Here is a 23050-nt window from a genome sequence, read left to right as displayed (position 1 = left end):
GCCTGGCCCGGCTCGGCCTGCCGATGGACTGCGACGCGGTGCTGCTCGTGGCGCGCGGCGTGCCCGACGACGCGCTGCGCCGCGCCCTGGACGACCTGCCGCACCTGATGCTGCGCCGCGGCGACGACCACTACCTGCTGGGCCCGCCGGAGCTGGGGCCCGCCGTGGCCGCGGTGCCGGGCGTCGCCGCCGGGATGAGCCGCCCGTTCCCGATGGGCGAGTCGCTGCGGGTGGCCCAGCGGGAGGCCGCGTGGGCGGTCACGCACGCCGCCGAGTCGGGGCGCGGGCTCGTCCCGTACGGCGACGACACGACCGGCCGCTGGCTGCCGGAGGACCCGGCCGCGCTGGGCGCCCTGGTGGAGTACGTGCTGGGCGAGGTGCTCGCCTACGACGAGGCGCACCGCTCCGACCTGGTGGCCTCCGTACGCACCTGGCTGGAGCACAACCGCCACATGCGCGACGCCGCCACCGCGCTGCACATCCACCCCAACACGCTCGCCTACCGCCTGCGCCGCTTCGGCGAGCTCAGCGGCAGGGACCTCGACTCCAGTGCCGCCTTCGCCGAGGTCTGGCTGGCCATCAGCGCGGCCCGGCGGCTCGGGCTGCGCACCTGAGTCACTCCGACAGTTGCACCGTGGCGATCTCCCAGGCGGCCAGCGGCAGCCGGATGGTGCCGTCCGTCACCGGGATCGGCTCTCCGGGGCGTCCGCGCAGGTCGGCGTGGCGGGCCCGGGTGAAGCCGCCGCTGACGACCGCCCGCGTGGCCTCGGGGGTGAGCGCCACGACCCGCAGCTCCCGCCACCCGTCGCGGTCCCTGAGGGAGGTCAGCACCACGCCGTCGCCGGTCACCGACAGCCCGGCCGCGGGCTCGGGCAGCGGCAGGAACCGCTCCCCCAGGCCCGGGACCACCAGCAGGTCGTGCCGGAAGACCTCCGCCTGCGGCACCACCTCCGCCCACGTCCCCCGGTACGGCATCAGCGCCAGGCGCACCGACCGCGTCCCGCGCGACTGGGCCGCCGGGGTGGGCAGTTGCGGCCCGGCGGGTTCCGGGCGCAGGGCGTTGCGGTTGCGGGAGAGGTAGCCGACCGAGCGCAGCAAGGTGAGCGCCAGCTCACCGCCGGCCAGCTCGTACTCCGTGACGTGCTCCAGCAGCGCGGCCACGCCGCCGGCGGCCACCCACGAGGAGGCGGGGAAGGTGGGCAGCGGCGTCTCGCCGCAGCCGCCCTCCGCGGTGAGCCCCCGGCTGACGACCGCGAACTGCCCCTCCGCGTGCGAGCGCGTGGCCGGCGACGGCAGCGGCACGTGCAGGCGGACCCGGTGGTCGGCGCAGCGGTTGTCGAACTCGACGTGCAGCCGGACGAACGGCTCGCCCGCGCGCAGTTCGACCCGGGTGACGACGGTGATCTCCTCCATCCTGGAGCCGCGCGCCGCGGCGGGCAGTTCGGGGGCGCCCTCGACCTCCTCGCCGGCGGCCGGCCACAGGTACGTGCGCCGCACGTCCACCGCCGCCACCAGCGGGCCGGTGCAGATCATCTCGGACTCGACCAGCTCCGGCTCGGAGATCACGAGGTCGGTCGCGGGCGGCGCGTGGTTGTAGGTGTCGCCCACGTCGCCGCCGTCCACGATCCGGCCCGCGCCGGTGATCGTGGTGCCGTCCTGGCCCACCAGCGTCAGCGTGCCGTCGGGGGCGATGGTGACCCGCAGCAGGCCGTTGTCGAGCACCTCGTCGTCGCCGCGCACCGGCAGGGTGCCCGAATCGGAGCTGAGCCAGCAGGACGGGTGGTGGGTGCCGGGCCGCAGGTCCGCCCCGTCGGCCGCGTACACCTGGTCGCGGGGGGCGGGGCGGATGCTCGTGTGACCGAGCGGCGGGACGTCCACCAGGGCGGCCACGGTGCGGCGGGGTTCGGCGACGATGCGCACGCGGGTCACGCCCCCGACGGCCGCGCGCAGGTCGTCCACGTCGAACACCACCGAGGTCTCCTGGGCCACGGTGAACGTCAGGGTGCCGTCCTCGACCGTCCAGCCCGTGATGTGCCGGCCGTACAGCTCGGTGCCGTGGATGAAGGTCAGCGCCGTGGCCGGGTCCATCTCCTCGTCGAGCAGCAGTGTGGCCGCGTACTCCAGCGGCTGCACCGGCACCGGCTCGCCCGACGGGTCGGCCAGCGGGTCCATGCCCGCGACGTCCACGACCACGACGCCGCGCCGCTCGTCGGGCGTGGGGTTGACGATCAGCACGCCGTCGGACGGCACGGCGCGGGCCAGGCGGGAGGTGACCAGGTCGCGGACGGCCTGGCCGAGCTGCTCGGCCTCCGCGATGCGGGCGGCGACCTGCTGGGCGGTGTCGTCCACGCCGCAGCCGGTCACCGAGTCGTGGCCACTGGCGTCCACCAGCCGCCACCAGGCCATGTCGAGGAAGCGGCCCGGCCACTCCTCGCCCCAGAGCGTGGCCAGCGGCTCGGCGTACCGCTCGACCATCCGCTCGGCGCGGCCCATGGCCTGCTTGACGTGCGGGCGGACGGAGATGACGCCGGGCAGGATGTTGGCGCGGGCGTGGGAGCGCAGCTCGCCGTGCACCCGGGCCAGCCCGTCCACCTCGCCGGGCCCGTCCACCTCGCCGGGGTCGCCGCCGAGGTAGCCGGACAGGGTGTCCATGCGGGCGCCGATCGCGGCCACCATCTCGGGCAGCCCGCGCACGGGCGCGGAGTGGTCGGTGCCGTACATCGCCAGCAGCGGGCCGTCGGGCCCGTGCCAGGCGCGCATGGTCCGGACGAACGCCGCCGCCCGCTCGCCGAGCCCCTCCCCGTCGTGGAACAGGTGCGCCCCGTTGCCGTAGCCGCCGGCCGGCAGGTACTGGGTGCGCAGCGCCGTGCCGTCGGGCGCGACCCAGGCGAACGCGTCGGCGGTGACGGAGGCCGGCACGCCCCGGTAGACGCAGGCGTGCCGCAGCCCCGCCTTGCGCAGGATCTGCGGCATCTGGGCGGTGTGGCCGAACATGTCGGGCAGGTAGCCGACCGGCATGGCGCCGCCCAGCTTGTCCGCCCGGTCCATGCCCAGCTCCAGGTTGCGGACGATGTTCTCGCCCGAGCAGAGGAACTCGTCGAGCAGGATCTGCCACGGCCCCACCGCCAACCGTCCTGACTTCACCAGCGCCGCCACCCGGTCACGCTGCTCCGGGCGCACCTCCAGGTAGTCGTCGACGCAGGCGAGCTGCCCGTCGAGGGTGAAGTGGTAGGCGGGCTCGCGCTCCATCGTGTCCAGCACCTCGTCCAGCAGCGCCACCAGGCGCAGCCGGAAACGCTGGAACGGTTCGTACCACTCCCTGTCCCAGTGCGTGTGCGGTACGACGACGATCTCCGTGCTCACGCTGCCTCCCCTCCGATGGGCAGATCATGCTGCACGGCGTAGCGCGCCGCGATCCGCTGCGCCGTGACGATGTCCTCCAGCCCGCCGCGCACGTCGGTCAGCGGCGGGATGCCATCGTTCACGTAAGCATGGAAAGCCCCGAGTTGTACCTCGAACGCCTCGGTCACCTCCCGCCAGTGCGTCCGGCTCTCGGCCCCGGACACCACGGTGAGCGTGGTCGGGGCGTTCATCAGGTACGGCGAGGGGAAGACCAGCTCCAGCGAGCCCTTGTCGTGGTGGAGCGTCACGGTCTCCCGGTAGGCGGGGTAGTCCTCCAGGTAGTGCCAGCGGATGGAGAAGCGGCCCCGGACCGGCAGCGCGCCGGAGATCTCGATCGAGCCGGGCGCGAGCCCCCACGTCTCGACGTACGAGATGTCCGCCGGTGCGCCGGTGAAGCGCCTCAGGAGCGACAGGTCGTGACAGATCGAGCCGAGCGCCACCCCGTACAGGTTCCGCACCTGCTCCGGGGCCGACTCGCCCAGGGCCCGCGACACCAGCGCGTCCTCCGCCGCGCGCAGCGCGGTCAGCAGCCCCGGGTCGACGTCGCCCGCCCGCGTCAGGTTGGCGAAGGCGAGTTGCGACTCGCCGCTCGGATGCAGCACGGTCACCTCGACCGCCCTGAGCGCCTCGGGGCCGCCCAGCGCGGCCAGCGCCTCCTCGGCCCGGCGCACGGCCGGGTCGTACTGCTTCATGTAGCCGACCATCAGCCGCCCCGCGGGCAGCGCCGCCACCTCGGCCCTGGTCAGCGCGAGCGGCTTCTCGCACAGCACGGCGTGCCCGGCGGCCAGGGCCTGCCGCACGGTCTCCCCGTGGGAGCCGGACGCCAGCACGACCACGGCCTCGAACCCGCCGTCGGCGAGCAGTTCCGACACCGCCGTGTACCGCCGCGCGGCCCCCAGCCGCTCGCCCACGGCGTCGGCCAGCGTCCGCGACAGGTCGCAGACGGCGCTCACCTCGAACAGATCCCGCCGCCGCGACAGCAGCGGCACGTAGACGGCCTGCGTGACGGCCCCGCAACCCACCAGCGCGATCTTCACAGGCCCAGGTCCTTCAGCTTGCGGCGGTTGGCCGCCTGGTCGGCGATGTTCTGGGCGACCGTGCGCCGCCCTGGCAGGGTGTCCTGCTCGATCACGATCCAGCCCGCGTAGCCGATCTCGTCGAGCGCGCGCACGACGGCGGGCAGGTCCAGTTCGCCCTCGCCGAGCTGGGCGAACCCGCCGCGGCCCATCAGCTCGCGCAGGTCCACGCCGTCGGCCAGCGCCCGGGCGAGGATCGCGGTGTCGCCGTCCTTGATGTGCACGTGGCCGACCCGTTCGGCCCATGCGCGCAGCGCCGTGACCGGATCGCCGCCCGCCAGCAGCAGGTGGCCCGTGTCCAGGCAGAGTTGCACGTCGGTCAGCTCCAGCAGCCGCTCGACGTCCTCGGGGGTCTCGACGTAGGTGCCCAGGTGGTGGTGGAAGACGGGCTCGAAGCCGCGTGCGCGGCAGCGCTCGGCCGTCTCCTGGACGCGGGCGGCGTAGCCGGGCCACTCGGAGGCGGGCAGCCCTGGAACGCTCCCGCCGGGGCGGGCGAACCGTTCCGGCGAGCCGGAGCAGGCGATCGTGGGACGCGGCGGCAGGTCGCCGGGGGGCGCGGCGGCGAACACGTCCAGCGCCGCCGCCAGCGCGGGCAGCCCCCTCTCGTACGCGTCCGCGTCGCGGTAGGGCAGGTCCACCCAGCCGCCGCAGAGCAGCAGCCCGGCGCCGCCCAGCCGGTCGGCCAGCTCGGAGCCGGTGCCCAGGTAGCCGATCGGCCCGGAGTCGATGCCTTCGTAGCCGGCCGCCGCCAGGGCCCGGACCATCTCGTCGGCGGTCAGTGGTGGCGGGGCGTCGCTGAGTTCGAAGACGCCGAAGCTCACGGGGGCGTTGGCGACTTTCCTCACGCGCATAGGGCGATCACCTCGTTCTCGTAGGTCTCCAGCCGGTGTGCTCCGTCGCGGGCCGGCAGCAGCACGCGCTCGCCGCGGACCACCTGCCGCGTGCCGTCGGGGCGGACCAGCACCAGGCCGTCGGCGTCCAGCGCGAGCAGGTCGCCGCCCAGCCTGAGCAGCAGGGGCCCGTCGGGGCCCGTGGAGACGGCGGTGCGGCCCGCGCGCACGCCGTCGAGCACCGCGTCCACGTCCTCGGCCAGCACCCAGGTCGTGGGCGCGCCGGGCAGGCCGTCGGAGCCGGGGCGGTGGAAGTCGCTGCCGCCGATCGCGATCACGTCGTCGCGCCAGGCGTCGGCCCAGGCCAGCGGCGCGCCCCAGCGGCGGTCCCACCAGCCGGAGCTCCACACCTCGGCCACGCGCGGCCGGCGGCTGATCGGCAGCAGCCAGGCGCAGTCGCCGCCGAGCGGGTGGTTGATCGAGATCAGTCCGCCGGCGCGCTCGGCGTGCTCCACCCACGCGTCGGCGGGCTCGCGGAAGTCCACCCAGCCGACCTCGCCGAACACGTTCGCGTGGCCCCGGTCGGTGGTGACCTCCTGGCCGGGGACGAGCCTGATCCCCCGGTCGATCCCGCTCAGCCGGGGGTGGTGGCTGACCGTGTTGTGGTCGGTGACGGCCAGGAAGTCGAGCCCGCGCCCGTGGGCGAGTTCGGCCAGTTCGTCGATGGTCAGGCTGCCGTCGCTGTGGACGGTGTGGGCGTGGAAGTCGCCGGCGTACCAGCGCAGGCCGTCCACGTCGGGGACGTCCCTGCGCGGCGGGCGCTCGCCGTGGGGCGGCGGCGCGGCGACCGGCTCGGGCGGCGCCTGGCCCGACACCGTGACGTCGAGCGTGTAGTCCAGCCCCTGCGCCGGGATTCGGTGCAGCCGCAGCCACACGTGCCAGGTGCCCGCCTCGGGCTCGCCGGGCAGGTAGCCGGGGGTGGCCCAGTCGCGGCTGATCGTGTACGTGTCGCGCGCCCCGCCCGACCAGCCGCGGAACCCGCCGGGCGACCCGCAGCCGAGGTCGATCACGCCCTGCGAGCGGTCGTAGGACAGCCGCACGGTGACCGCCGCGCTGCCCGCGGGCACCTCGAAGGGCACCTCGCGCAGGGTCCGTTCCAGCCGGTCGTCCAGGCTCCAGTGGCCTTTCACCCTGCCGCCTCCCTTGCCGGAGTCGAGATCGAGGGAGAGCTTGGTGTTGTGCTGCTCGTCATCGATGCCGTGGGGAATGAACGTGACCGTGACGTTCTTCCCCTTCGTCCTTGCCGCAACGCCATGCGAACCCTCCGACGCTCCCCGGGAGGTGGCATTCAGGAGCCAATATGTCATGACATTCATATGACGTAAAGCGCCAACCGATATGCGCAACATCCTGGACATCTTGATGTCATGACAATATGCCATAGTGTCGTGGGTAAGCTCCGTCAGTGGAGGTGCTGTTGTACGACTTGATCACGATCGGCCGCTCCGGCGTCGACGTCTATCCGCTGCAGACCGGCGTGGGCCTGGCCGACGTCGAGACCTTCGGCAAATTCCTCGGCGGCAGCCCCACCAACGTCGCCGTCGCCGCGGCCCGCCACGGGCTGCGCTCCGCCGTGATCACCGGCGTGGGGGCCGACCCGTTCGGCGACTACGTACGCCGGGCGATCCGCGGCTTCGGCGTGGACGACGCCTTCGTCAGCACCATCGAGGGCCGACCCACCCCCGTCACGTTCTGCGAGATCTTTCCCCCCGACCACTTCCCGATCTACTTCTACCGCGGCGAGCACCCGCCCGACCTCCAGGTCTCCCCGTCCATGCTGGACCTCGCGGCGATCGCGCAAGCCCGGCTGTTCTGGTTCTCGCTGACCGGGCTCAGCCAGGAGCCGAGCGCCGCCGCGCACGCCGCCGCGCTGTCGGCACGCACGTCCGGGTCGGCGGTGTTCGACCTCGACTACCGGGCGACGCTGTGGGACTCGCGCGAGGCGGCGAGCGAGGCGGCCCGCCGCATGTTGCCGCTGGCCGACGTGGCCGTGGGCAACCTGGAGGAGGTGGAGGTCGCGGTCGGCGTCCGCGACCCGGAGGCCGCCGCGCAGGCCCTGCTGAACACCGGCGTACGCATGGCGATCGTGAAAATGGGGCCAGCAGGGGTTTTCGCGCGTACCTCCGAGGAGAGCGCATTGGTGGAGCCCATGGAGGTGAAGGTGGTCAACGGCATCGGCGCGGGAGACGCGTTCGGCGGCGCGATCTGCCTCGGGCTGGCGCGCGGCTGGCCGCTGGAGCACATGCTGCGCTTCGCCAACGCGGCCGGCGCCTTCGTGGCCGCCCGCCTGGCCTGCGCCGACGCGATGCCCGGCACCGCCGAGGTCGAAGACCTGCTGAACGGGGCGCGCTCTTGAGCGACATCGCGCCGTCCCGGCCGGCCGACTACGGGCGGCTGACCCACCTGCGCGCCACCCGCCCCGAGGCGATCGCCGAGTCCGCGGCTCGCCGGCGGCGGCGCGGCCTGCCCGGCGGCGGCGAGCGGCTGCTGATCATCGCCGCCGACCACCCGGCCCGCGGCGCGCTCGGCGTGCGCGACCGGCCGCTGGCCATGGCCAGCCGCACCGACCTGCTCGACCGGCTGCGGGTGGCGCTGTCCCGCCCCGGTGTCGACGGCATCCTGGCCACCCCCGACGTCCTGGAGGACCTCCTCCTGCTGGGCGCGCTGGAGGGCAAGCTGGCCTTCGGCTCCATGAACCGCGGCGGCCTGCACGGCTCGGTGTTCGAGGTGGACGACCGCTTCACCGGCTTCGACGCCGCCTCCATCGACACCATGCGGCTCGACGGCGGCAAGATGTTGTGCCGCATCGACCCGTCCGACCACGCCACCGCGACCGCGCTGGAGTCGTGCGCCCGCGCGGTCACCGACCTGGCCCGCAGGCGGCTGGTGGCCATGGTCGAGCCGTTCTGGTCGCGCCGCTCCGAGTCGGGCGCGCTGCGCAACGACCTGTCGCCCGACGCCGTCATCCGCGCGATCAGCATCGCCCAGGCCCTCGGCGTCACCTCGGCCTACACCTGGCTGAAGATCCCGGCGGTGGCGGAGATGGAGCGCGTGATGGCCGCCACCACGCTGCCCGCCCTGCTGCTCGGGGGCGACCCGCCCGACATCGACGCCGCCTACGCCGACTGGCACCGCGCCCTGAGCCTGCCCGGCGTGCGCGGCCTGGTCGTCGGGCGTGCCCTGCTCTACCCTCCCGACGACGACGTGGCAACCGCGGTGGACGGCGCCGCCGCCCTGGTACGAGAGGCCCGCCCATGACCTACCACCCCTACGGCAAGGCCGCCGGCGACCCCTGGTCGGTGGAGATCACCCCGTCCCTCGCCGGCTGGACGTACTCGGGCCTGCGCGTGGCGGAGCTGACCGGCGCCCCGCTCTCCTTCGACACCGGCGAGGACGAACTGCTCGTCCTCCCGATCGCGGGCTCGTGCACCGTCACCCTGCCCGGCCACCGGTTCACGCTGACCGGCCGCGCCTCGGTGTTCGACGGCCCCACCGACTTCGTCTACGTCCCGATCGGCACCCCCGTGACCGTCGAGGGCACCGGCCGGATCGCCTTCCCCTCGGCCCGCGCCACCCGCGCCCTGCCCGCCCGCCACGTCGCCGCCGCCGACGTGGCCGTCGAGATCAGGGGCGCGGGCCAGGCATCGCGCCAGGTGAACAACTTCTGCTCCCCCGACGCCTTCGAGGGCTGCGACAAGCTCATGGCCGTCGAGGTGCTCACCCCTTCGGGCAACTGGTCCTCCTATCCCCCGCACAAGCACGACACCCCCAACCCCGGCGAGGCGGTCCTGGAGGAGATCTACTACTTCGAGGTGGCCGGGCAGGGCGTCGGCTACCAGCGCGTCTACTCCTCCGAACGCGGCCCCATCGACACCCTCGCCGAGGTCTCCTCCGGCGACGTGGTGCTCGTCCCGTACGGCTACCACGGCCCCTCCATGGCCGCCCCCGGCTACGACCTGTACTACCTGAACGTCCTGGCGGGCCCCGCGCAGCAGCGGTCGATGGCCTTCTGCGACGACCCCCGCCACGCCTGGATCCGCTCCTCCTGGGACGAGCAGCCCATCGACCCCCGGCTGCCGTTCGGGAGGACCTCATGATCCGCCTGACGGTCGCGCAGGCCGTCGTGCGCTTCCTGGCCCGCCAGTGGAGCGAGCGCGACGGCGCGGAACGCCGGTTCTTCGGCGGCTGCGCCGGCATCTTCGGCCACGGCAACGTGGCGGGCCTCGGCCAGGCGCTGGCCACCTCCACCGAGGACCTGCCCTACCGGCTGAGCCGCAACGAGCAGGCCATGGTGCACACGGCCGCCGCCTACGCCCGCGCCAGCAACCGCCTGGCCACGCTGGCCTGCACCACCTCGATCGGCCCCGGCGCCACCAACATGATCACCGGCGCGGCCGGCGCGACCATCAACCGCCTGCCCGTGCTGCTGCTGCCCGGCGACATCTTCTCCACCCGCGCCGCGAGCCCCGTGCTCCAGGAACTGGAGGACCAGCGCTCCTACGACATCTCGGTCAACGACTGCTTCAAGCCGGTCTCCCGCTACTGGGACCGGATCAACCGCCCGGAGCAGCTCCCGTCCGCGCTGCTGGCCGCCATGCGGGTGCTCGTCGATCCGGCCGAGACGGGCGCGGTGACGCTGGCGCTGCCGCAGGACGTGCAGGCCGAGGCGTTCGACTGGCCCGACGAGCTGTTCGCCCGCCGCCTGTGGCACGTCCCGAGGCCGCGCCCAGAGCGTGCGGCCCTCACGCGGGCCGCCGCGCTGATCAGGTCGGCGACCCGCCCGCTCATCGTGGCCGGCGGCGGGACGATCTACAGCGAGGCCGGCGCACAACTCCGCGCCTTCGCCGAGTCCTTCGGCATCCCCGTGGCCGAGACGCAGGCGGGCAAGGGCGCGCTCCCCCACGGTCACCCGCTCGCGCTCGGCGCGATCGGGGCCACGGGCACCACCGCCGCCAACACGCTGGCCCGCGAGGCCGACCTGATCATCGGCGTCGGCACCCGCTACAGCGACTTCACCACCGCCTCCCGGACGATCTTCGCCCCCGGCGCGGCCTTCGTGAACCTGAACATCACCGGCTTCGACGCCGCCAAGCTCTCCGGCCTGCAACTGGTCGCCGACGCCCGCGAAGGGCTGGCCGACCTGGCCGAGGCGTGCGCGGGCTGGAGCACCCCGGCCGCCTACCGCGAACGGGCCGCCGCCCTGACACGGGCATGGGACGCCGCCGTGGACGCGGCGTACGCGCTGGAGGGCTCGCCGCTGCCGCAGTCGGCCGTGATCGGCGCGGTCAACGCGGCGGCCGGCGACGACGGCGTGGTGGTGTGCGCGGCCGGGTCCATGCCCGGTGACCTGCACAAGCTCTGGCGGCCCAGCGGTCCGGGCGCCTACCACGTCGAGTACGGCTACTCCTGCATGGGCTACGAGATCGCCGGCGGCCTGGGAGTGAAGCTGGCCGTGCCGGAGCGCGAGGTGTTCGTGCTGGTGGGCGACGGCTCGTACCTGATGATGGCCCAGGAGCTGGTCACGGCCGTCTCCGAGGGCGTCAAGCTGATCGTGGTCCTGGTCGACAACTCCGGCTTCGCCTCCATCGGACGGCTGTCCGAGAGCGTCGGCGCCGAGCGGCTCGGCACCGCCTACCAGGGCCGCGACGGCGGCCCGCTGCCGGTGGACCTGGCCGCCAACGCCGCCAGCCTCGGCGCCACCGTGCTGCGCCCCGAAACGGTCGCCGACCTGCGCAAGGCCCTCGACACCGCCCGTTCGGCCACCGGGACCACGGTGATCCACGTGCACACCGACCGGCTGGCCGACGACGCGCCGTCCTCCGAGGCGTGGTGGGACGTGCCCGTGGCGCAGGTGGCGACCACGAGCGGCACGTACGCGGCGCGGGAGGCGTACGAGGCGAACAAACGCTCCCAGCGGCCCCACCTGGCCCCGCCCGGCTGAGCAGGGTTGCCCTCGATCAGCCTGGGGAACGCCTCTGACCAGGCACGATTGGGGGGCGGGGATGGGGCCGTGGCGGCTGCTCGGATGGTTCGCGGTCATCGCGGTGATCGGCTTCTGCCTCTACCAGGTGCGCACGGTGGTGCTCTCGATCGTCATCGGCGTCTTCCTGACCGCGCTGCTGCTGCCCCCGGCCCGCTGGCTGCGCTCGCGCGGCTTCGGCCGGGGCGCGGCCACCGCGATCGTCTTCGCCGGCGGCCTGCTGCTGGCCGGCGCGCTGATCGCGCTGGTCGTCCCGCCGACCGTGGACAGCGTGTCGGAGCTGCGGGCCAGCGTCGGCCACGTGCTCGGTGACCTGCACAACCTGGCCGTCAAGTTCGGGCTCGACGACCGGCAGTTGCTGGCGAAGGCCAGGGACTACCTGTCCGACCAGAGCCGCCAGATCACCACCGGGGCGCTGGCCGGGGTCAGGACGGCCGGCGAGATCGTGGTGGGGGCGGTCCTGGCGGTCATCCTGTCGGTCTACTTCGTGCACGGCGGCGACCGGCTCTTCCGCTGGCTGGTGGAGCTCGCGCCCGCCCGCTCCAGGACCCGCCTGACCGAGACCGGCGAGCTGGTCTTCTCGGTGATCGGCCGCTACATCCGCGGGGTCGCGATCGTGGGCATGGTGGACGCGTTCTTCATCGGGATGTCGCTGTGGATCCTGGGCGTGCCGGTGGCGCTGCCACTGGCGGTGCTGACGTTCGTGGGGGCGTTCCTGCCGGTGGTGGGGGCGTTCTTCGCGGGGCTGCTGGCGGCCGTGGTGGCGCTGGTGGCCAAGGGCTGGCTGGTGGCGCTGATCGTGGTGGCGGTGACCGTGGCGGTGCAGCAGATCGAGGGGCACGTCCTGGCGCCGCAGGTCTACGGCAGGGCCCTCGCGCTGCCGGGCGCGGCCATCCTGGTGGCGCTCACGGTGGGCAGCGTGATCGCGGGGATCGCCGGCGCGTTCCTGGCCGCCCCGGTGACCTCGGTCATCGTCGCTTTGCTGCGCCAGCCGCGCGCCACCTGACGGCCCGCCACACGTGCTGTCGTTGGTGGTGACCAGGTGCAGCCGGCCCGCGCCCCGCTCGGCCGCGACCGTCCGCACCCGCGTCGAGCACCCGCGTGGCCACGGGCAGATCGCCGGGGCGGATGGGGCGCACGGATACGGTCATGACCGTCATGATGTGAGTCATGCGATGGGTTACGTTCGACTGTTTCGGAACTCTGGTCGACTGGCGGCACGGCATCCTCGGCAGCGCCGAGCTGATCGCGCCCGGGCAGGGGGTGCGGCTGCTGGAGGCGTACAACCGGCACGAGCACGTCGTCCAGGCCGAGTCGCCCGCGATGCGCTACCGGCTCGTGCTGGCCGAGGCGCTGCGGCGGGCGTGCGCGGAGGAGAAGGTCCCGCTGGCCGCCGACGACGCCTCGGTGCTGGGCGCGACGCTGCCGTACTGGCCGGTCTTCCCCGAGGTCGGCGCCAAACTGGGCGCGCTGCGGGAGGCCGGCTGGCGGCTGGCGCTGCTGACCAACTGCGACCGCGACCTCATCGCCGAGACGCGACGGCGGCTGCCCGTGCCGTTCGACGCGGTGGTGACATCCGAGGACGCGGGGGCCTACAAGCCGGCGGACGCGCACTTCGAGCTGTTCAGGGGCTCGTACGAGCCGGAGGTGTGGGTGCACGTGGCCCAGAGCTACTTCCACGACATGGAGCCCGCCCACCGGCTGGGCCTGCCCCGCGTGTGGGTCAACCGGCACGGCCAGCGGCCGGCGAAGCCGTCGATCGTCCCGCACGTGCGGCCCGACCTGCACGGGCTGCTCGCCGCGGTCGAAGCCGCCTGAACCCCGGCCGACGACGGCCTGCTCGTGGTGACCCGGCGCGGTCGTGACGGGCGTGCGGCGCGCCCGCTGCTCTCGCGGCGGGTGCGGCCGTCTCAGCGGACCCGTTGTTCGAGCACGTCGGCGATGCCGGTGAGGAACGAGTCGACGTCCGCGATCAGATAACCGGCCCGGAACAGCACGGTGGAGAACTTCGCCTCCCGCACCTCCTTGGCCGTCACCGGATAGTCGGTCGTGGCGCGCAGCGTGGCCACGACCCGGTCGAGGAAGGCGTCGATCTCGTCCTCGTTGTAGCCGGTGCCCATGCGGCCCGGACGGAAGGCCACGCGTTCGACCCGCGCGGCCTGCGTCTCGAACCACTGCTCGCGCAGCAGGTCGCCGGTGGGCTCGGCCATGGCCAGACGGACCGGCCGCTGGGCCTGGGTCTCCAGCGCCACCACGAACGCCTCCAACGCGAAGTCCACCGCGGTCTCCTGGTAACCACCGCGTTTCGCGCGGAACGTGGCCGTGCGGACCTCGTCCGCCGTGACGGGCTCCAACGCGTGCGCGCCCCGGCCGAGGGTCGATTCGATCCGCCCGATCAGGGCGTCCACTTCGGCGGGGTCATAGCCTGAACGCATGCCCATGACGCGCGGAAAGCGGTTCAAGCCTCGCTCCTCTTGAGATGGTGCTGGGGGTCCCTCCATTGTCGGACCTTTATCCCGACCCTGCGACCCGACATATACGGTTACCGGATCATGCGTCTGTCCAAGGTCACTTTCCGCTACCGAAGACGTGATCCTCTCGTCATCGAAGACGCCGACGCCCAGCTCGCCCCCGGCGACATGATCGAGTTGACCGGCGTGAACGGCGCGGGCAAGTCCACCCTGCTCCGTCTCCTGGCGGGCCTCGCCCGGCCGAGCACGGGCACGATCACCGGCCGCCCGCCGGTAGTCGGCTTCGCCCCCGACCGGTTCCCGGTGAGCCAGCCGTTCACGGTGACGGCGTACCTGCGGCACATGTCCCGCGTACGCGGCGGCGGCGCCCGCTGGGAGCCGTGGATCGAGCGGCTGAACATGGGGCACCTCCTCGGCACCCCGCTGAACGACCTGTCGAAGGGCAGCGCGCACAAGGTCGGCCTGGCCCAGGCGCTCATGGCCGAGCCGGGCCTGCTGATCCTGGACGAGCCGTTCGCGGGCCTCGACGCCGACACGCGCGACGCGCTGCCCTCGATCGCGACCGAGGTGGCGGCCAGGGGCGGCATCGTCATCGCCAGCGACCACCAGGGCGGCCTGCGCGGCCTGCCCGGCCTGCGCCACTGGTCCATGGTGGACGGCCACCTCAAGGAGGGCACGTCCGCACCCCCGCCGGTCCCCTCGCACGTCACCGTGGCCGTGACCGTGCCCACCGGCGACCTCGCACGTTTCCTGACCAGAATGCGCGAGGACGGCTACCAGGCCCGCCGGCTCCGCACCACCATCGCCGAAGGCGCAACCGCGCAGGACACCGACGAGCCCGCAGCCGTGGAAACCCCTGACGAGCGGACAGCCGTGGAAGCCACGCACGGCCCGGATCGTCGCGCCCCCGAGACCCAGGAGACCTCATGATCGCCCTGGCGGCCTTCCGCCTGGCCGCCTACGTGCGCTCGCACCGCGTGTTCCAGGCGCTGCTCCTCACCCTGGCGCTGCTGGCCATCCTGAACGGCAGCCGCGCCCCGCGCGGTGCCGAGGCCAGCGTGCTCGCGGACGGCGCGGTGCTGCTCGTCCCCATCCTGGCCTGGGCGGCCAGGAGCCTGCTCGACACCGAGCCCGACCGGCAGCGCGAGATGTCGGCGATCCAGGTCGGCGGCCGGGGCCGGGAGGTGGCGTCGGGGCTGCTGGCGGCCTTCGCCACGTGCGCCGGGTTCGCGGCGCTGGGCCTGCTCTGGGCGCTGCTGCTCGGCATGACCGGCGCCCCGCCACCCGGCCTGCTGCCCGCCGGCGTCGTCCTGTACGCGATCTCCGCCCTGACCGGCACCGCCCTCGGCGCTCTCACCAGCCGCGCGATCCTGCCGTCGCCGGCCGTCTCCATCATGGCCCTGCTGCTCGGCTTCCTGGCGATGCTGCTGCTCAGCGCGACGTCGCTGTACTGGCTCACGGTGCCGCTCATCTCGTGGATGAAGGCCGCCAACACCGGCGCACTGCTCGGCCTGTTCCCGCAGCTCGCCGCGATCTCGCTGGGCTGGTGCCTGATCGGCCTGACGGCGTACGCCTGGCTGCGCCGCAGGCGGTGACCGCCCTATTCGGCGGCGGCGAGCTGCCCGCAGGCCCCGTCGATCTCGCGCCCGCGCGTATCACGCACCGTCACCGGCACGCCGTGGAACTCCAGCCGCCGCACGAACGCCCGCTCGTCCTCCGGCCGCGAGGCGGTCCACTTCGAGCCGGGCGTCGGGTTGAGCGGGATCAGGTTGACGTGCACGAGCTTGTTCTTGACCAGCTTGCCGAGCAGGTCGGCCCGCCATTCGTGGTCGTTGATGTCCTTGATCAGCGCGTACTCGATCGAGATCCGCCGCTTGGTCTTCGCCGCGTACGCCCAGGCGGCGTCGAGCACCTCGGCCACCTTCCACCGGGTGTTGATCGGCACGAGCGTGTCGCGCAGCTCGTCGTCGGGCGCGTGCAGCGACAGCGCCAGCGTGACCGGCAGCCCCTCGTCGGCGAGCTTCCCGATGGCGGGCACCAGCCCCACCGTCGAGACCGTGACACCGCGCGCGGAGATGCCGAGCCCGTCGGGGGCCGGCTCCACCAGGCGACGCACCGCGCCGATCACCTGCTTGTAGTTGGCCAGCGGCTCGCCCATGCCCATGAACACGACGTTGCTGACCCGCCCGGGCCCGCCGGGCACCTCGCCGGCGGCCAGCGCGCGCGCTCCGGACACGACCTGCTCGACGATCTCGGCGGTGGACATGTTACGGGTCAGCCCGGCCTGCCCGGTGGCGCAGAACGGGCAGTTCATGCCGCATCCGGCCTGGGACGACACGCACATCGTGACCCGGTCCGGGTAACGCATGAGCACCGACTCGACCAGTGCCCCGTCGAACAACCGCCACAACGTCTTACGGGTGGTGCCGCCGTCGGTGGTCTGCTCCTTGACCGGCGTGAGCAGTGTGGGCAGCAGCGCCGACAACTTCTCCCTGGCCGCCGCGGGCAGGTCGGTCATCGCCTGCACGTCGGTGGTGAGCCGCTCGAAGTAGTGGCGGGAGAGCTGGTCGGCCCTGAACGCCTTCTCGCCCAGCTCGGTGACCGCCGCCCGCCGGTCGGCCATCGGCAGATCGGCCAGGTGCCGTGCGGGCTTGGCCCGACGGGGCGCGACGAACGTGAGCTGACCTGGGGGCTGGGACACTGTGCTGCCTTTGCTTGCTTGAGGGGTTTGCCACCAGGGTAATGAACGTTCGGATCGGAGGTGGCATTCCTGGTCTCGGTACGGCTCGCGTCTTGGTCTCCGCCCGATCTACAGTCATCTCGTATGGCGATTTTTCGGTCGGCATCTGGCGAGGGTGGCACCGAGGTCGTGCTCGCCTCCGGCAGCCCGTACGGGAGCCGGACGCTCGTGGTCGAGCGGGACGAGAACTCCTCGGTGGCTTACCTGTGCTCGCCCGACGGCACGGTTCACGGAGCCGTCTGGCTGGCCAACCATCGCCCCGCTCCGCCCGTCATCGACCTGGCCCGCGTCAACGCCGGCCGGCCGCCGCTCATGCCCAGGGCGGCCACGCTGCACCCCGACGGCCGCCGGCCGCTCGGCCAGCTCAACCCGCTGTGGTTCGAGGAGGGCGACGGCGTCGCCCTGTACGAGGACGACGAGTTGCTGGCCGTCATCCCCGGCTGGGCCGACATGAGCAGGGGAATGCCCGGGTACGCGCGCGACGCGGTGGGCGAGTCGCCGTTCGCCTGGGCGCTGTCGGAGGCGCTCGACGGGCTGCGCCCGCGCATCTCGAACGCCCGCTCCTACTGGCGCTGGCGGCACGGCGAGGGGTCGTGGCCGTCGTTCCAGCAGTTCGTGATGGGACATCTGGACCGGGTGCTGGGCCCGGCGGGCCGATACTGGGACGCCAGCGGTGAGCGCCTGCCCACCGTGGGCATCACCGAGCGCCCGCCGCACGGCGAGCGCGGTTTCACCGTGCTGTCCACGGTCGGGATGAGCTGCCAGCGCATGCCGACGGTGGAGCAGTGGATCGACGAGCCGGGCACGTACGCCCGGATCGAGCTGGCCGTGGCCACCCGCGAGGACCCGCGTGACGCGGCGCTGTTGCTGGTGTGGCTGTCGCAGTATCCGTGGCACTCGGTCACGTGGCTGGGCCACGGGCACACGGCGAAGTGGTACCACGACCCTTCGACGTTCCCGCTGGGCTCGCAGTACTCGGGGGTCCTGATGCAGGCCAACCCACCCCACATGCCCGACATGTCAGGATTCGCGTTCGGCGGTGAAGGCGTCCGGTGGCTCTGGCTCTCCCCCGTCACCACGCAGGCCCTGGAGTCCCAGCAGGATTAGAGCAGCGGCGTTGGAACAGCAGCGTCAGAGCAGCAGGGTCAGAACAGCCGGGTTGGAACAGCAGGCTTGGCGCAGCAGGCTTGGCGCAGCAGGGCCGTCAGCCGAAGAACAGGGTCATCAGCAACCAGACCGGCACCAGCGTCGTCACCAGCGAGTCCAGCCGGTCCATCAGCCCGCCGTGACCCGGCAGGATCGAGCCCAGGTCCTTGATGCCGAGATCCCGCTTGATCATCGACTCGATCAGGTCGCCCACGGTCGCCAGCACCGCCGCCAGCGCGCCGATCAGCGCACCCTGCCAGATCTGCCCGCCCAGCAGCCACGTCACCAGCCAGGCCCCGACCGCCGTGCACGCGACGACCGACCCGGCCAGCCCCTCCCAGGTCTTCTTCGGACTGATCACCGTGAGCTGATGCCGGCCGAACAGCACGCCCGCGATGTACCCGCCGATGTCGCTCGCCACGGTCACCGCGATGAAAATGATCACCCGGTGGTCGCCGTCGCCCTCCTTGAGCAGCAGCGCCACGAACGCGCTCAGCATCGCCGGGTAGAACAGCGTGAACACCGACGCGGAGGCGTCCCGGACGTATCCATCCGTACCGGCGCTGAACATCCGCCAGATCAGCAACACGAACGCGAAGATCGCGAACGCGGCCAGCAGCCACTGCGGCCCGCCCCAGTACGCCGCCGCCTGCATCGTCGCCAGCCCCGCCAGCACGGGCACGGCCGGAACCCTGATGCCCCGGGTGGCGTAGGCCTTGATCAGCTCCAGCGCGCCGACACCGACGGCAGCCGTGACCACCGGGAGGAACAGCTCCTTGATGGAGTAGACGGTGCCGAGCACCAGCGCGCCCAGGCCCAGGCCGACCGCGATGGCGGCGGGCAGGTTCCGGCCGGTACGGCCGCCGCCGCCCGGGCTGGTGCCGGCCGTACGTTCTTCCACAGTCTTCTCCAAGAGCCACGGCCCCCGCCTCGGGTGGCGGAGGCCGTAGATGACCCGCTACCTGCGGCGGAACGCTCCGGGCGACCCACCGTGCAGCGCGCCGCTCAGACCTCGAGCAGCTCGCTTTCCTTGTGCTTGAGCAGCTCGTCGATCTTCGCGACGTGCTTTTGGGTGAGGTCGTCGAGCTCCTTCTCGGCCCGCCTGACCTCGTCCTCGCCGGCCTCGCCGTCCTTGATCATCTTGTCGAGGACTTCCTTGGCGGAACGACGGATGTTGCGCACCGACACCTTGGCGTTCTCGCCCTTGTTCCTGGCGACCTTGATGTACTCCTTGCGGCGCTCCTCGGACAGCTCCGGGAACGTCACACGGATCACCTGACCGTCGTCGGTGGGGTTGACGCCGAGGTCGGAGTCGCGGATGGCCTTCTCGATCGCGCCCATCGAGCTCCTGTCGAAAGGACTGATGAGAACCATGCGCGCCTCGGGCACGTGGAAGGACGCCAGCTGCTGGATCGGCGTCGGCGTCCCGTAGTACTCGGCGTTGATCTTGTTGAACATGGAGGGGGTGACCCGGCCCGTACGGATGCTCGCGAAGTCCTCCTTCGCGACCGATACGGCCTTGTCCATCTTTTCCTCGGCTTCGAGGAGGGTTTCGTCGATCACAGCGGCTCCCTGTCTTCTAGCTGGCGGTGTCGGGCTCGCTCCGTCATTTGCCTGCGGGACTCACCAGCGTGCCGATCTTCTCACCGCGCACCGCTCGCAGGATGTTGCCCTCGCCCATCAGGTCGAAGACCACGATCGGCAGATCGTTGTCCTTGCACAGGCTGATCGCGGTGGCGTCCATGACCGCGAGGTCGCGCAACAGCACCTCACCGTAGTCGAGATGGTCGAAGCGCACCGCGTAGGGGTTCTTGCGGGGATCGGAATCGTAGATCCCGTCCACCTGCGTGCCCTTGAGCAGCGCCTCGGCGCCGATCTCCAGGGCCCGCTGGGACGCCGCGGTGTCGGTGGAGAAGAACGGCGAGCCGAGCCCCGCCCCGAAGATGACCACACGGCCCTTCTCCAGATGACGGATCGCCCGGCGCGGCAGGAACGGCTCCGCGACCTGCTGCATGGTGATGGCGGTCTGCACCCGCGTCTCCACGCCACGGCGCTCCAGGAAATCCTGGAGCGCCAGGCAGTTGATGACCGTGCCGAGCATGCCCATGTAGTCGGCCCTGGTGCGGTCGATGCCTCCCTGCGAAAGGGTGGCCCCACGGAACATGTTGCCGCCGCCGACCACCACCGCGACCTGCACACCCTCTTTGACCGCCTCGGCGATCGAGTCGGCCAGATGATCGACGATCACCGGATCGATGCCCAGCGGCTCGCCCCCGGCGAACGCCTCGCCCGACAGCTTCAGCATCACCCGCTTCCACCTGAGTGGACCTTGCGGGTTTGGAGACGAGGAAACCGCCGTCCGTGTGGATTCGTGGGCTGTCTCCCGGTGGTCCTGCACGGCGGCGGCCTCCTTCATTCGTGGATCGTTGAGCTGGCAGCTTGCCTAAGCCTAAGCCTGGCCGACCTTGAAGCGGACAAAGGCCAGCACCTCGACGCCGTTCTCATCGGCGTACTTGCCCACGCTCTTCTTGTTCTCCTTGACGAAGGCCTGCTGCAGCAGCGTGAAGTCCTTGTACCAGCCGTTCACGCGACCCTCGACGATCTTGCCGATGGCAGCCTCGGGCTTGCCCTCCTCGCGGGTCATCTCCTCGAAGAGCTTGCGCTCCTTCTCGACGACCTCGGCGGGCACGGAGTCGGCCTTGAGGTACTGCGGCGCCATCGCGGCAGCGTGCTGCGCGATGTCCTTGGCGACCTCGGCGTTCGGCTTGTCGAGCTGCACCAGCACGCCGACGGCCGGCGGCAGGGCCGGGTCGGTCTTGTGCATGTAGGCGCCGATGTAGCCGCCCTCCAGCACCGCGAACCGGCGGATCTCGATCTTCTCACCGAGCGCGGCATTGGCGATGTCGAGGTGCTCCTTGACGGTCTTGCCGCCGAAGGACGACTCGAGCAGCGTCGCCACGTCTACGGGCTTGGTCGCCAGGACGTGCTCGACGACCTCGGCCGCCAGCTCCTGGAAGCGCTCGCCCTTGGCCACGAAGTCGGTCTCGCAGTTGATCTCGACCAGCGCGGCGGAGGAGTCACCGTCCTGCTTGAGCGCGACCAGGCCGTTGGAGGCGGTACGGGCCTCGCGCTTGCCCACGTCCTTGGCGCCCTTGAGGCGCAGCAGCTCGATCGCGCGGTCGAAGTCGCCCTCGGACTCCTCCAGCGCCTTCTTGCAGTCCATCATGCCGGCAGCGGTGATCTCGCGAAGCCGCTTGACATCGGCCAGGTTCACGGAAGCCATTGCTCTTATTCCTTGTGGGATTTCGTCGTCGTCATCGTGGTTCGGGCGGGGAGCCGGGATCCGGCCTCCCACCCTGGTGTTCGTACGGCAGGCACCCGCCGTACAGGAGCCTTGTCCTGTTCGGGCTCGGGCCGGCCCGGCTTCGCTGCTGCTTCGCTCGGCATACTGCCCAGCCTCGCTTCGGCTTACCACCTCAGCTCGGCATCGCCCGACAACCTCACCTCGGCACCACCTTCGGGCCGATCGGCACTCACCGCCTCGGCCAGGACCTCGGTCGCCGATCTCGGCGACGGAGAGACCTCACCGTCCACGGCACGAGCCGCCCTGCCTTCGGCGCTTCGGCGCTTCGGCGCTTCGGCGCTTCGGCGCTTCGGCGACAAGCGTCTTGCCCTTCCCGGCGGGAAGTTCGCCCTGACCCAGCCCGGTTTACCGTCCGAGGCCCGGGAGCGGTCCGCCCGGCACGCCGTCCTGGCTCAGCCATGTGCCTGCCGAGCCGGAACCACTACCTTGCCTGACCACCCACCCGAGCCTCACGGCCACCTGGTGGTTCGCCTTGTTCAGCTGTCACGTCGCCTTGCTTGCCCACCTGCTTGCTCGCTCTCCGACCGGCGACCAGCGCCGGCCGACGAGCCCTGCCGAAGCCTGGCACCGCCACCCGGCCCGGTTTCACCGGACCCGGCGGCGGCCACCCGCGCCGGATCCCGGGAAACCCCGGGACCGGAACCCCTCGGGGTGCCGCTGATCCACCAGACCCGTCCCCGCCGTCGAAGGCGGGGCCGGGTCACCAGCAGGTCAGCGACATCCTTCAGGTCTGCGGACCAGACCGTTCGGGCAGGTCAGCCCTGCTGCTTGTCCTCGCCCTCGGCAGCGGCAGCCTCGGGAGCGGCCGGAGCCGCCTCGGCGGCAGCGCCCTCCTCCGCGGGAGCCTCAACCTCAGCAGCAGCGGGGGCCTCCGCAACGGGAGCCTCAGCAGCAGCAGCGGGGGCCTCGGCGGCGGCAGCCTCGGGAGCAGCCGGGGCCTCTTCGGCCGCGCGCTCGCCGGTGCCCTGCTCGATGAGCTCGCGCTCCCACTCGGCCAGCGGCTCGGCGGCGGCCGGCTTCTCGTCACCGCGAGCGGCGCCGGAGCGAGCCATCAGACCGGCGGCGACACCGTCGGCGACGACCCTGGTCAGCAGACCGACGGCGCGGATGGCGTCGTCGTTGCCGGGGATCGGGTAGTCGACCTCGTCGGGGTCGCAGTTGGTGTCGAGGATCGCGACGACCGGGATGCCAAGCTTCTTGGCCTCGCTGATCGCGATGTGCTCCTTCTTGGTGTCCACGACCCACACGGCGCTGGGCACGCGGCCCATGTCACGGATACCGCCGAGCGTACGCTCCAGCTTGTCCTTCTCACGGCGACGCATCAGGAGCTCCTTCTTGGTGAGCCCCGAGGCGGCGACGTTGTCGAAGTCGAGCTCCTCGAGCTCCTTCAGTCGCTGAAGCCTCTTGTGCACGGTGGAGAAGTTGGTGAGCATGCCGCCCAGCCAGCGCTGGTTGACATACGGCATGCCGACCCGCGCGGCCTGCTCGGAGATGGCCTCCTGAGCCTGCTTCTTGGTGCCGATGAACAGGATCGTGCCGCCGTGGGCGACGGTCTCCTTCACGAAGTCATACGCACGGTCGATGTACGACAGCGACTTCTGCAGGTCGATGATGTAGATGCCGTTGCGCTCGGTGAAGATGAAGCGCTTCATCTTCGGGTTCCAGCGCCGAGTCTGGTGACCGAAGTGAACGCCACTCTCGAGCAGCTGTCGCATGGTGACGACGGGGGCCATGTGCTGGTCCTCCAGGTCTGGGCGCCCTGCGGATGGGCGCGGTTCTCGGTTATGCCGCGACAGCACGTTGTCTGCCGCCCTGATGCCCCGAACCCGCTCCCGCCGGGCACGTGGCCCGGACCGATGGCGCGGTCCGCAATGGGGCATGCGAAGTCGGCCTGTGGTCACAGGCCACCGAAAAGTCTACCTCCCACACCGCCCCAGGCTGACCGTCCATGGTCAAACGGACATCCACCCCTTCCCTCACT

At 72.0% G+C, this 23050-nt stretch carries 21 protein-coding genes; 10 read left to right on the top strand and 11 right to left on the bottom strand.

Annotated elements, in window-relative coordinates; genetic code table 11:
- Nucleotides 1–614 (top strand): CdaR family transcriptional regulator (locus FAF44_RS39485; RefSeq protein ID WP_237108488.1); only part of this gene is annotated, 614 nt, incomplete at its 5' end.
- 1 nt (nt 615) lies between these two features.
- On the opposite strand, the gene FAF44_RS56080 is transcribed toward FAF44_RS39485, so the two are convergent.
- From FAF44_RS56080 to FAF44_RS39465, 4 genes are read right to left on the bottom strand one after another with little or no spacing between them, the layout of a single operon-like run.
- Complete coding sequence (locus FAF44_RS56080; protein WP_237108487.1) at nt 616–3363, bottom strand: glycoside hydrolase family 38 C-terminal domain-containing protein; 2748 nt, start codon at nt 3361–3363, stop codon at nt 616–618.
- On the bottom strand, nt 3360–4439 hold the full coding sequence (locus tag FAF44_RS39475) for a Gfo/Idh/MocA family protein (RefSeq protein WP_237108486.1): 1080 nt from the start codon (nt 4437–4439) through the stop codon (nt 3360–3362). Before FAF44_RS39475 ends, FAF44_RS56080 begins: the two co-directional genes overlap by 4 nt.
- Nucleotides 4436–5329, bottom strand: a complete 894-nt coding sequence (locus tag FAF44_RS39470) for a TIM barrel protein (RefSeq protein ID WP_237108485.1) — start codon at nt 5327–5329, stop codon at nt 4436–4438. Before FAF44_RS39470 ends, FAF44_RS39475 begins: the two co-directional genes overlap by 4 nt.
- The gene (locus FAF44_RS39465; RefSeq protein WP_237108484.1) at nt 5320–6498 is read right to left on the bottom strand and encodes a CehA/McbA family metallohydrolase; all 1179 of its coding nucleotides are present in this window, start codon (nt 6496–6498) and stop codon (nt 5320–5322) included. Before FAF44_RS39465 ends, FAF44_RS39470 begins: the two co-directional genes overlap by 10 nt.
- Before the next feature lie 275 nt (nt 6499–6773).
- On the opposite strand from FAF44_RS39465, the gene iolC reads away from it, so the two are divergent.
- The 6 genes from iolC (at nt 6774) to FAF44_RS39435 (ending at nt 13166) form a co-directional block, all read left to right on the top strand.
- Nucleotides 6774–7724: a 5-dehydro-2-deoxygluconokinase gene (iolC, locus tag FAF44_RS39460; protein ID WP_237108483.1), complete on the top strand. Its 951-nt coding sequence runs from the start codon at nt 6774–6776 to the stop codon at nt 7722–7724.
- 5 nt (nt 7725–7729) lie between these two features.
- Nucleotides 7730–8626, top strand: coding sequence for a deoxyribose-phosphate aldolase (locus tag FAF44_RS39455; protein WP_237108490.1), 897 nt, complete (start codon nt 7730–7732; stop codon nt 8624–8626).
- Nucleotides 8623–9465: a 5-deoxy-glucuronate isomerase gene (gene iolB / locus FAF44_RS39450; protein WP_237108482.1), complete on the top strand. Its 843-nt coding sequence runs from the start codon at nt 8623–8625 to the stop codon at nt 9463–9465. The genes FAF44_RS39455 and iolB overlap by 4 nt, the downstream gene beginning before the upstream one ends.
- Nucleotides 9462–11309 (top strand): 3D-(3,5/4)-trihydroxycyclohexane-1,2-dione acylhydrolase (decyclizing), encoded by a 1848-nt coding sequence (gene iolD, locus FAF44_RS39445; protein ID WP_237108481.1) that lies wholly within the window; start codon nt 9462–9464, stop codon nt 11307–11309. Before iolB ends, iolD begins: the two co-directional genes overlap by 4 nt.
- 61 nt (nt 11310–11370) lie before the next feature.
- Nucleotides 11371–12354 carry an AI-2E family transporter gene (locus FAF44_RS39440; RefSeq protein WP_237108480.1) on the top strand — a complete coding sequence of 328 codons (984 nt, stop codon included), beginning with the start codon at nt 11371–11373 and terminating at the stop codon, nt 12352–12354.
- 164 nt (nt 12355–12518) lie between these two features.
- Nucleotides 12519–13166: an HAD-IA family hydrolase gene (locus FAF44_RS39435; protein ID WP_237108479.1), complete on the top strand. Its 648-nt coding sequence runs from the start codon at nt 12519–12521 to the stop codon at nt 13164–13166.
- Nucleotides 13167–13258: 92 nt separating this feature from the next.
- Here FAF44_RS39435 and FAF44_RS39430 read toward each other — a convergent pair whose 3' ends face one another.
- Nucleotides 13259–13810, bottom strand: a complete 552-nt coding sequence (locus FAF44_RS39430; RefSeq protein ID WP_237108478.1) for a DivIVA domain-containing protein — start codon at nt 13808–13810, stop codon at nt 13259–13261.
- Nucleotides 13811–13900: 90 nt separating this feature from the next.
- Between FAF44_RS39430 and FAF44_RS39425 the strand changes: the two genes are divergently transcribed.
- Together FAF44_RS39425 and FAF44_RS39420 are read left to right on the top strand one after the other, a co-directional pair.
- Nucleotides 13901–14749 (top strand): ATP-binding cassette domain-containing protein, encoded by an 849-nt coding sequence (locus FAF44_RS39425; protein ID WP_237108477.1) that lies wholly within the window; start codon nt 13901–13903, stop codon nt 14747–14749.
- Nucleotides 14746–15414, top strand: a complete 669-nt coding sequence (locus FAF44_RS39420; protein ID WP_237108476.1) for a hypothetical protein — start codon at nt 14746–14748, stop codon at nt 15412–15414. Before FAF44_RS39425 ends, FAF44_RS39420 begins: the two co-directional genes overlap by 4 nt.
- A 5-nt stretch (nt 15415–15419) precedes the next feature.
- Here FAF44_RS39420 and rlmN read toward each other — a convergent pair whose 3' ends face one another.
- Nucleotides 15420–16520, bottom strand: coding sequence for a 23S rRNA (adenine(2503)-C(2))-methyltransferase RlmN (gene rlmN / locus FAF44_RS39415; RefSeq protein WP_237108475.1), 1101 nt, complete (start codon nt 16518–16520; stop codon nt 15420–15422).
- A gap of 123 nt (nt 16521–16643) precedes the next feature.
- Here rlmN and FAF44_RS39410 point away from each other — a divergent pair, with 123 nt between their 5' ends.
- Complete coding sequence (locus FAF44_RS39410; RefSeq protein WP_237108474.1) at nt 16644–17666, top strand: suppressor of fused domain protein; 1023 nt, start codon at nt 16644–16646, stop codon at nt 17664–17666.
- A gap of 97 nt (nt 17667–17763) precedes the next feature.
- On the opposite strand, the gene FAF44_RS39405 is transcribed toward FAF44_RS39410, so the two are convergent.
- From FAF44_RS39405 to rpsB, 5 genes are all read right to left on the bottom strand, one after another.
- Nucleotides 17764–18606, bottom strand: a complete 843-nt coding sequence (locus tag FAF44_RS39405; RefSeq protein WP_237108473.1) for a phosphatidate cytidylyltransferase — start codon at nt 18604–18606, stop codon at nt 17764–17766.
- Nucleotides 18607–18710: 104 nt separating this feature from the next.
- On the bottom strand, nt 18711–19268 hold the full coding sequence (gene frr, locus FAF44_RS39400) for a ribosome recycling factor (RefSeq protein WP_237108472.1): 558 nt from the start codon (nt 19266–19268) through the stop codon (nt 18711–18713).
- Between the two features lie 43 nt (nt 19269–19311).
- The gene (gene pyrH / locus FAF44_RS39395) at nt 19312–20010 is read right to left on the bottom strand and encodes a UMP kinase (protein WP_237108489.1); all 699 of its coding nucleotides are present in this window, start codon (nt 20008–20010) and stop codon (nt 19312–19314) included.
- A 144-nt stretch (nt 20011–20154) separates the two neighbouring features.
- Complete coding sequence (gene tsf, locus FAF44_RS39390) at nt 20155–20988, bottom strand: translation elongation factor Ts (protein WP_237108471.1); 834 nt, start codon at nt 20986–20988, stop codon at nt 20155–20157.
- 836 nt (nt 20989–21824) lie between these two features.
- Nucleotides 21825–22802 (bottom strand): 30S ribosomal protein S2, encoded by a 978-nt coding sequence (gene rpsB / locus FAF44_RS39385; protein WP_237108470.1) that lies wholly within the window; start codon nt 22800–22802, stop codon nt 21825–21827.
- Nucleotides 22803–23050 lie beyond the last annotated feature (248 nt).

Source organism: Nonomuraea sp. MG754425 (genome assembly GCF_021699195.1).
In the GTDB taxonomy this organism is placed as follows: Bacteria; Actinomycetota; Actinomycetes; order Streptosporangiales; family Streptosporangiaceae; genus Nonomuraea.
The sequence above is the reverse complement of the archived record's forward strand: the minus strand, read 5'-3'. Positions and strand labels throughout refer to the sequence as shown.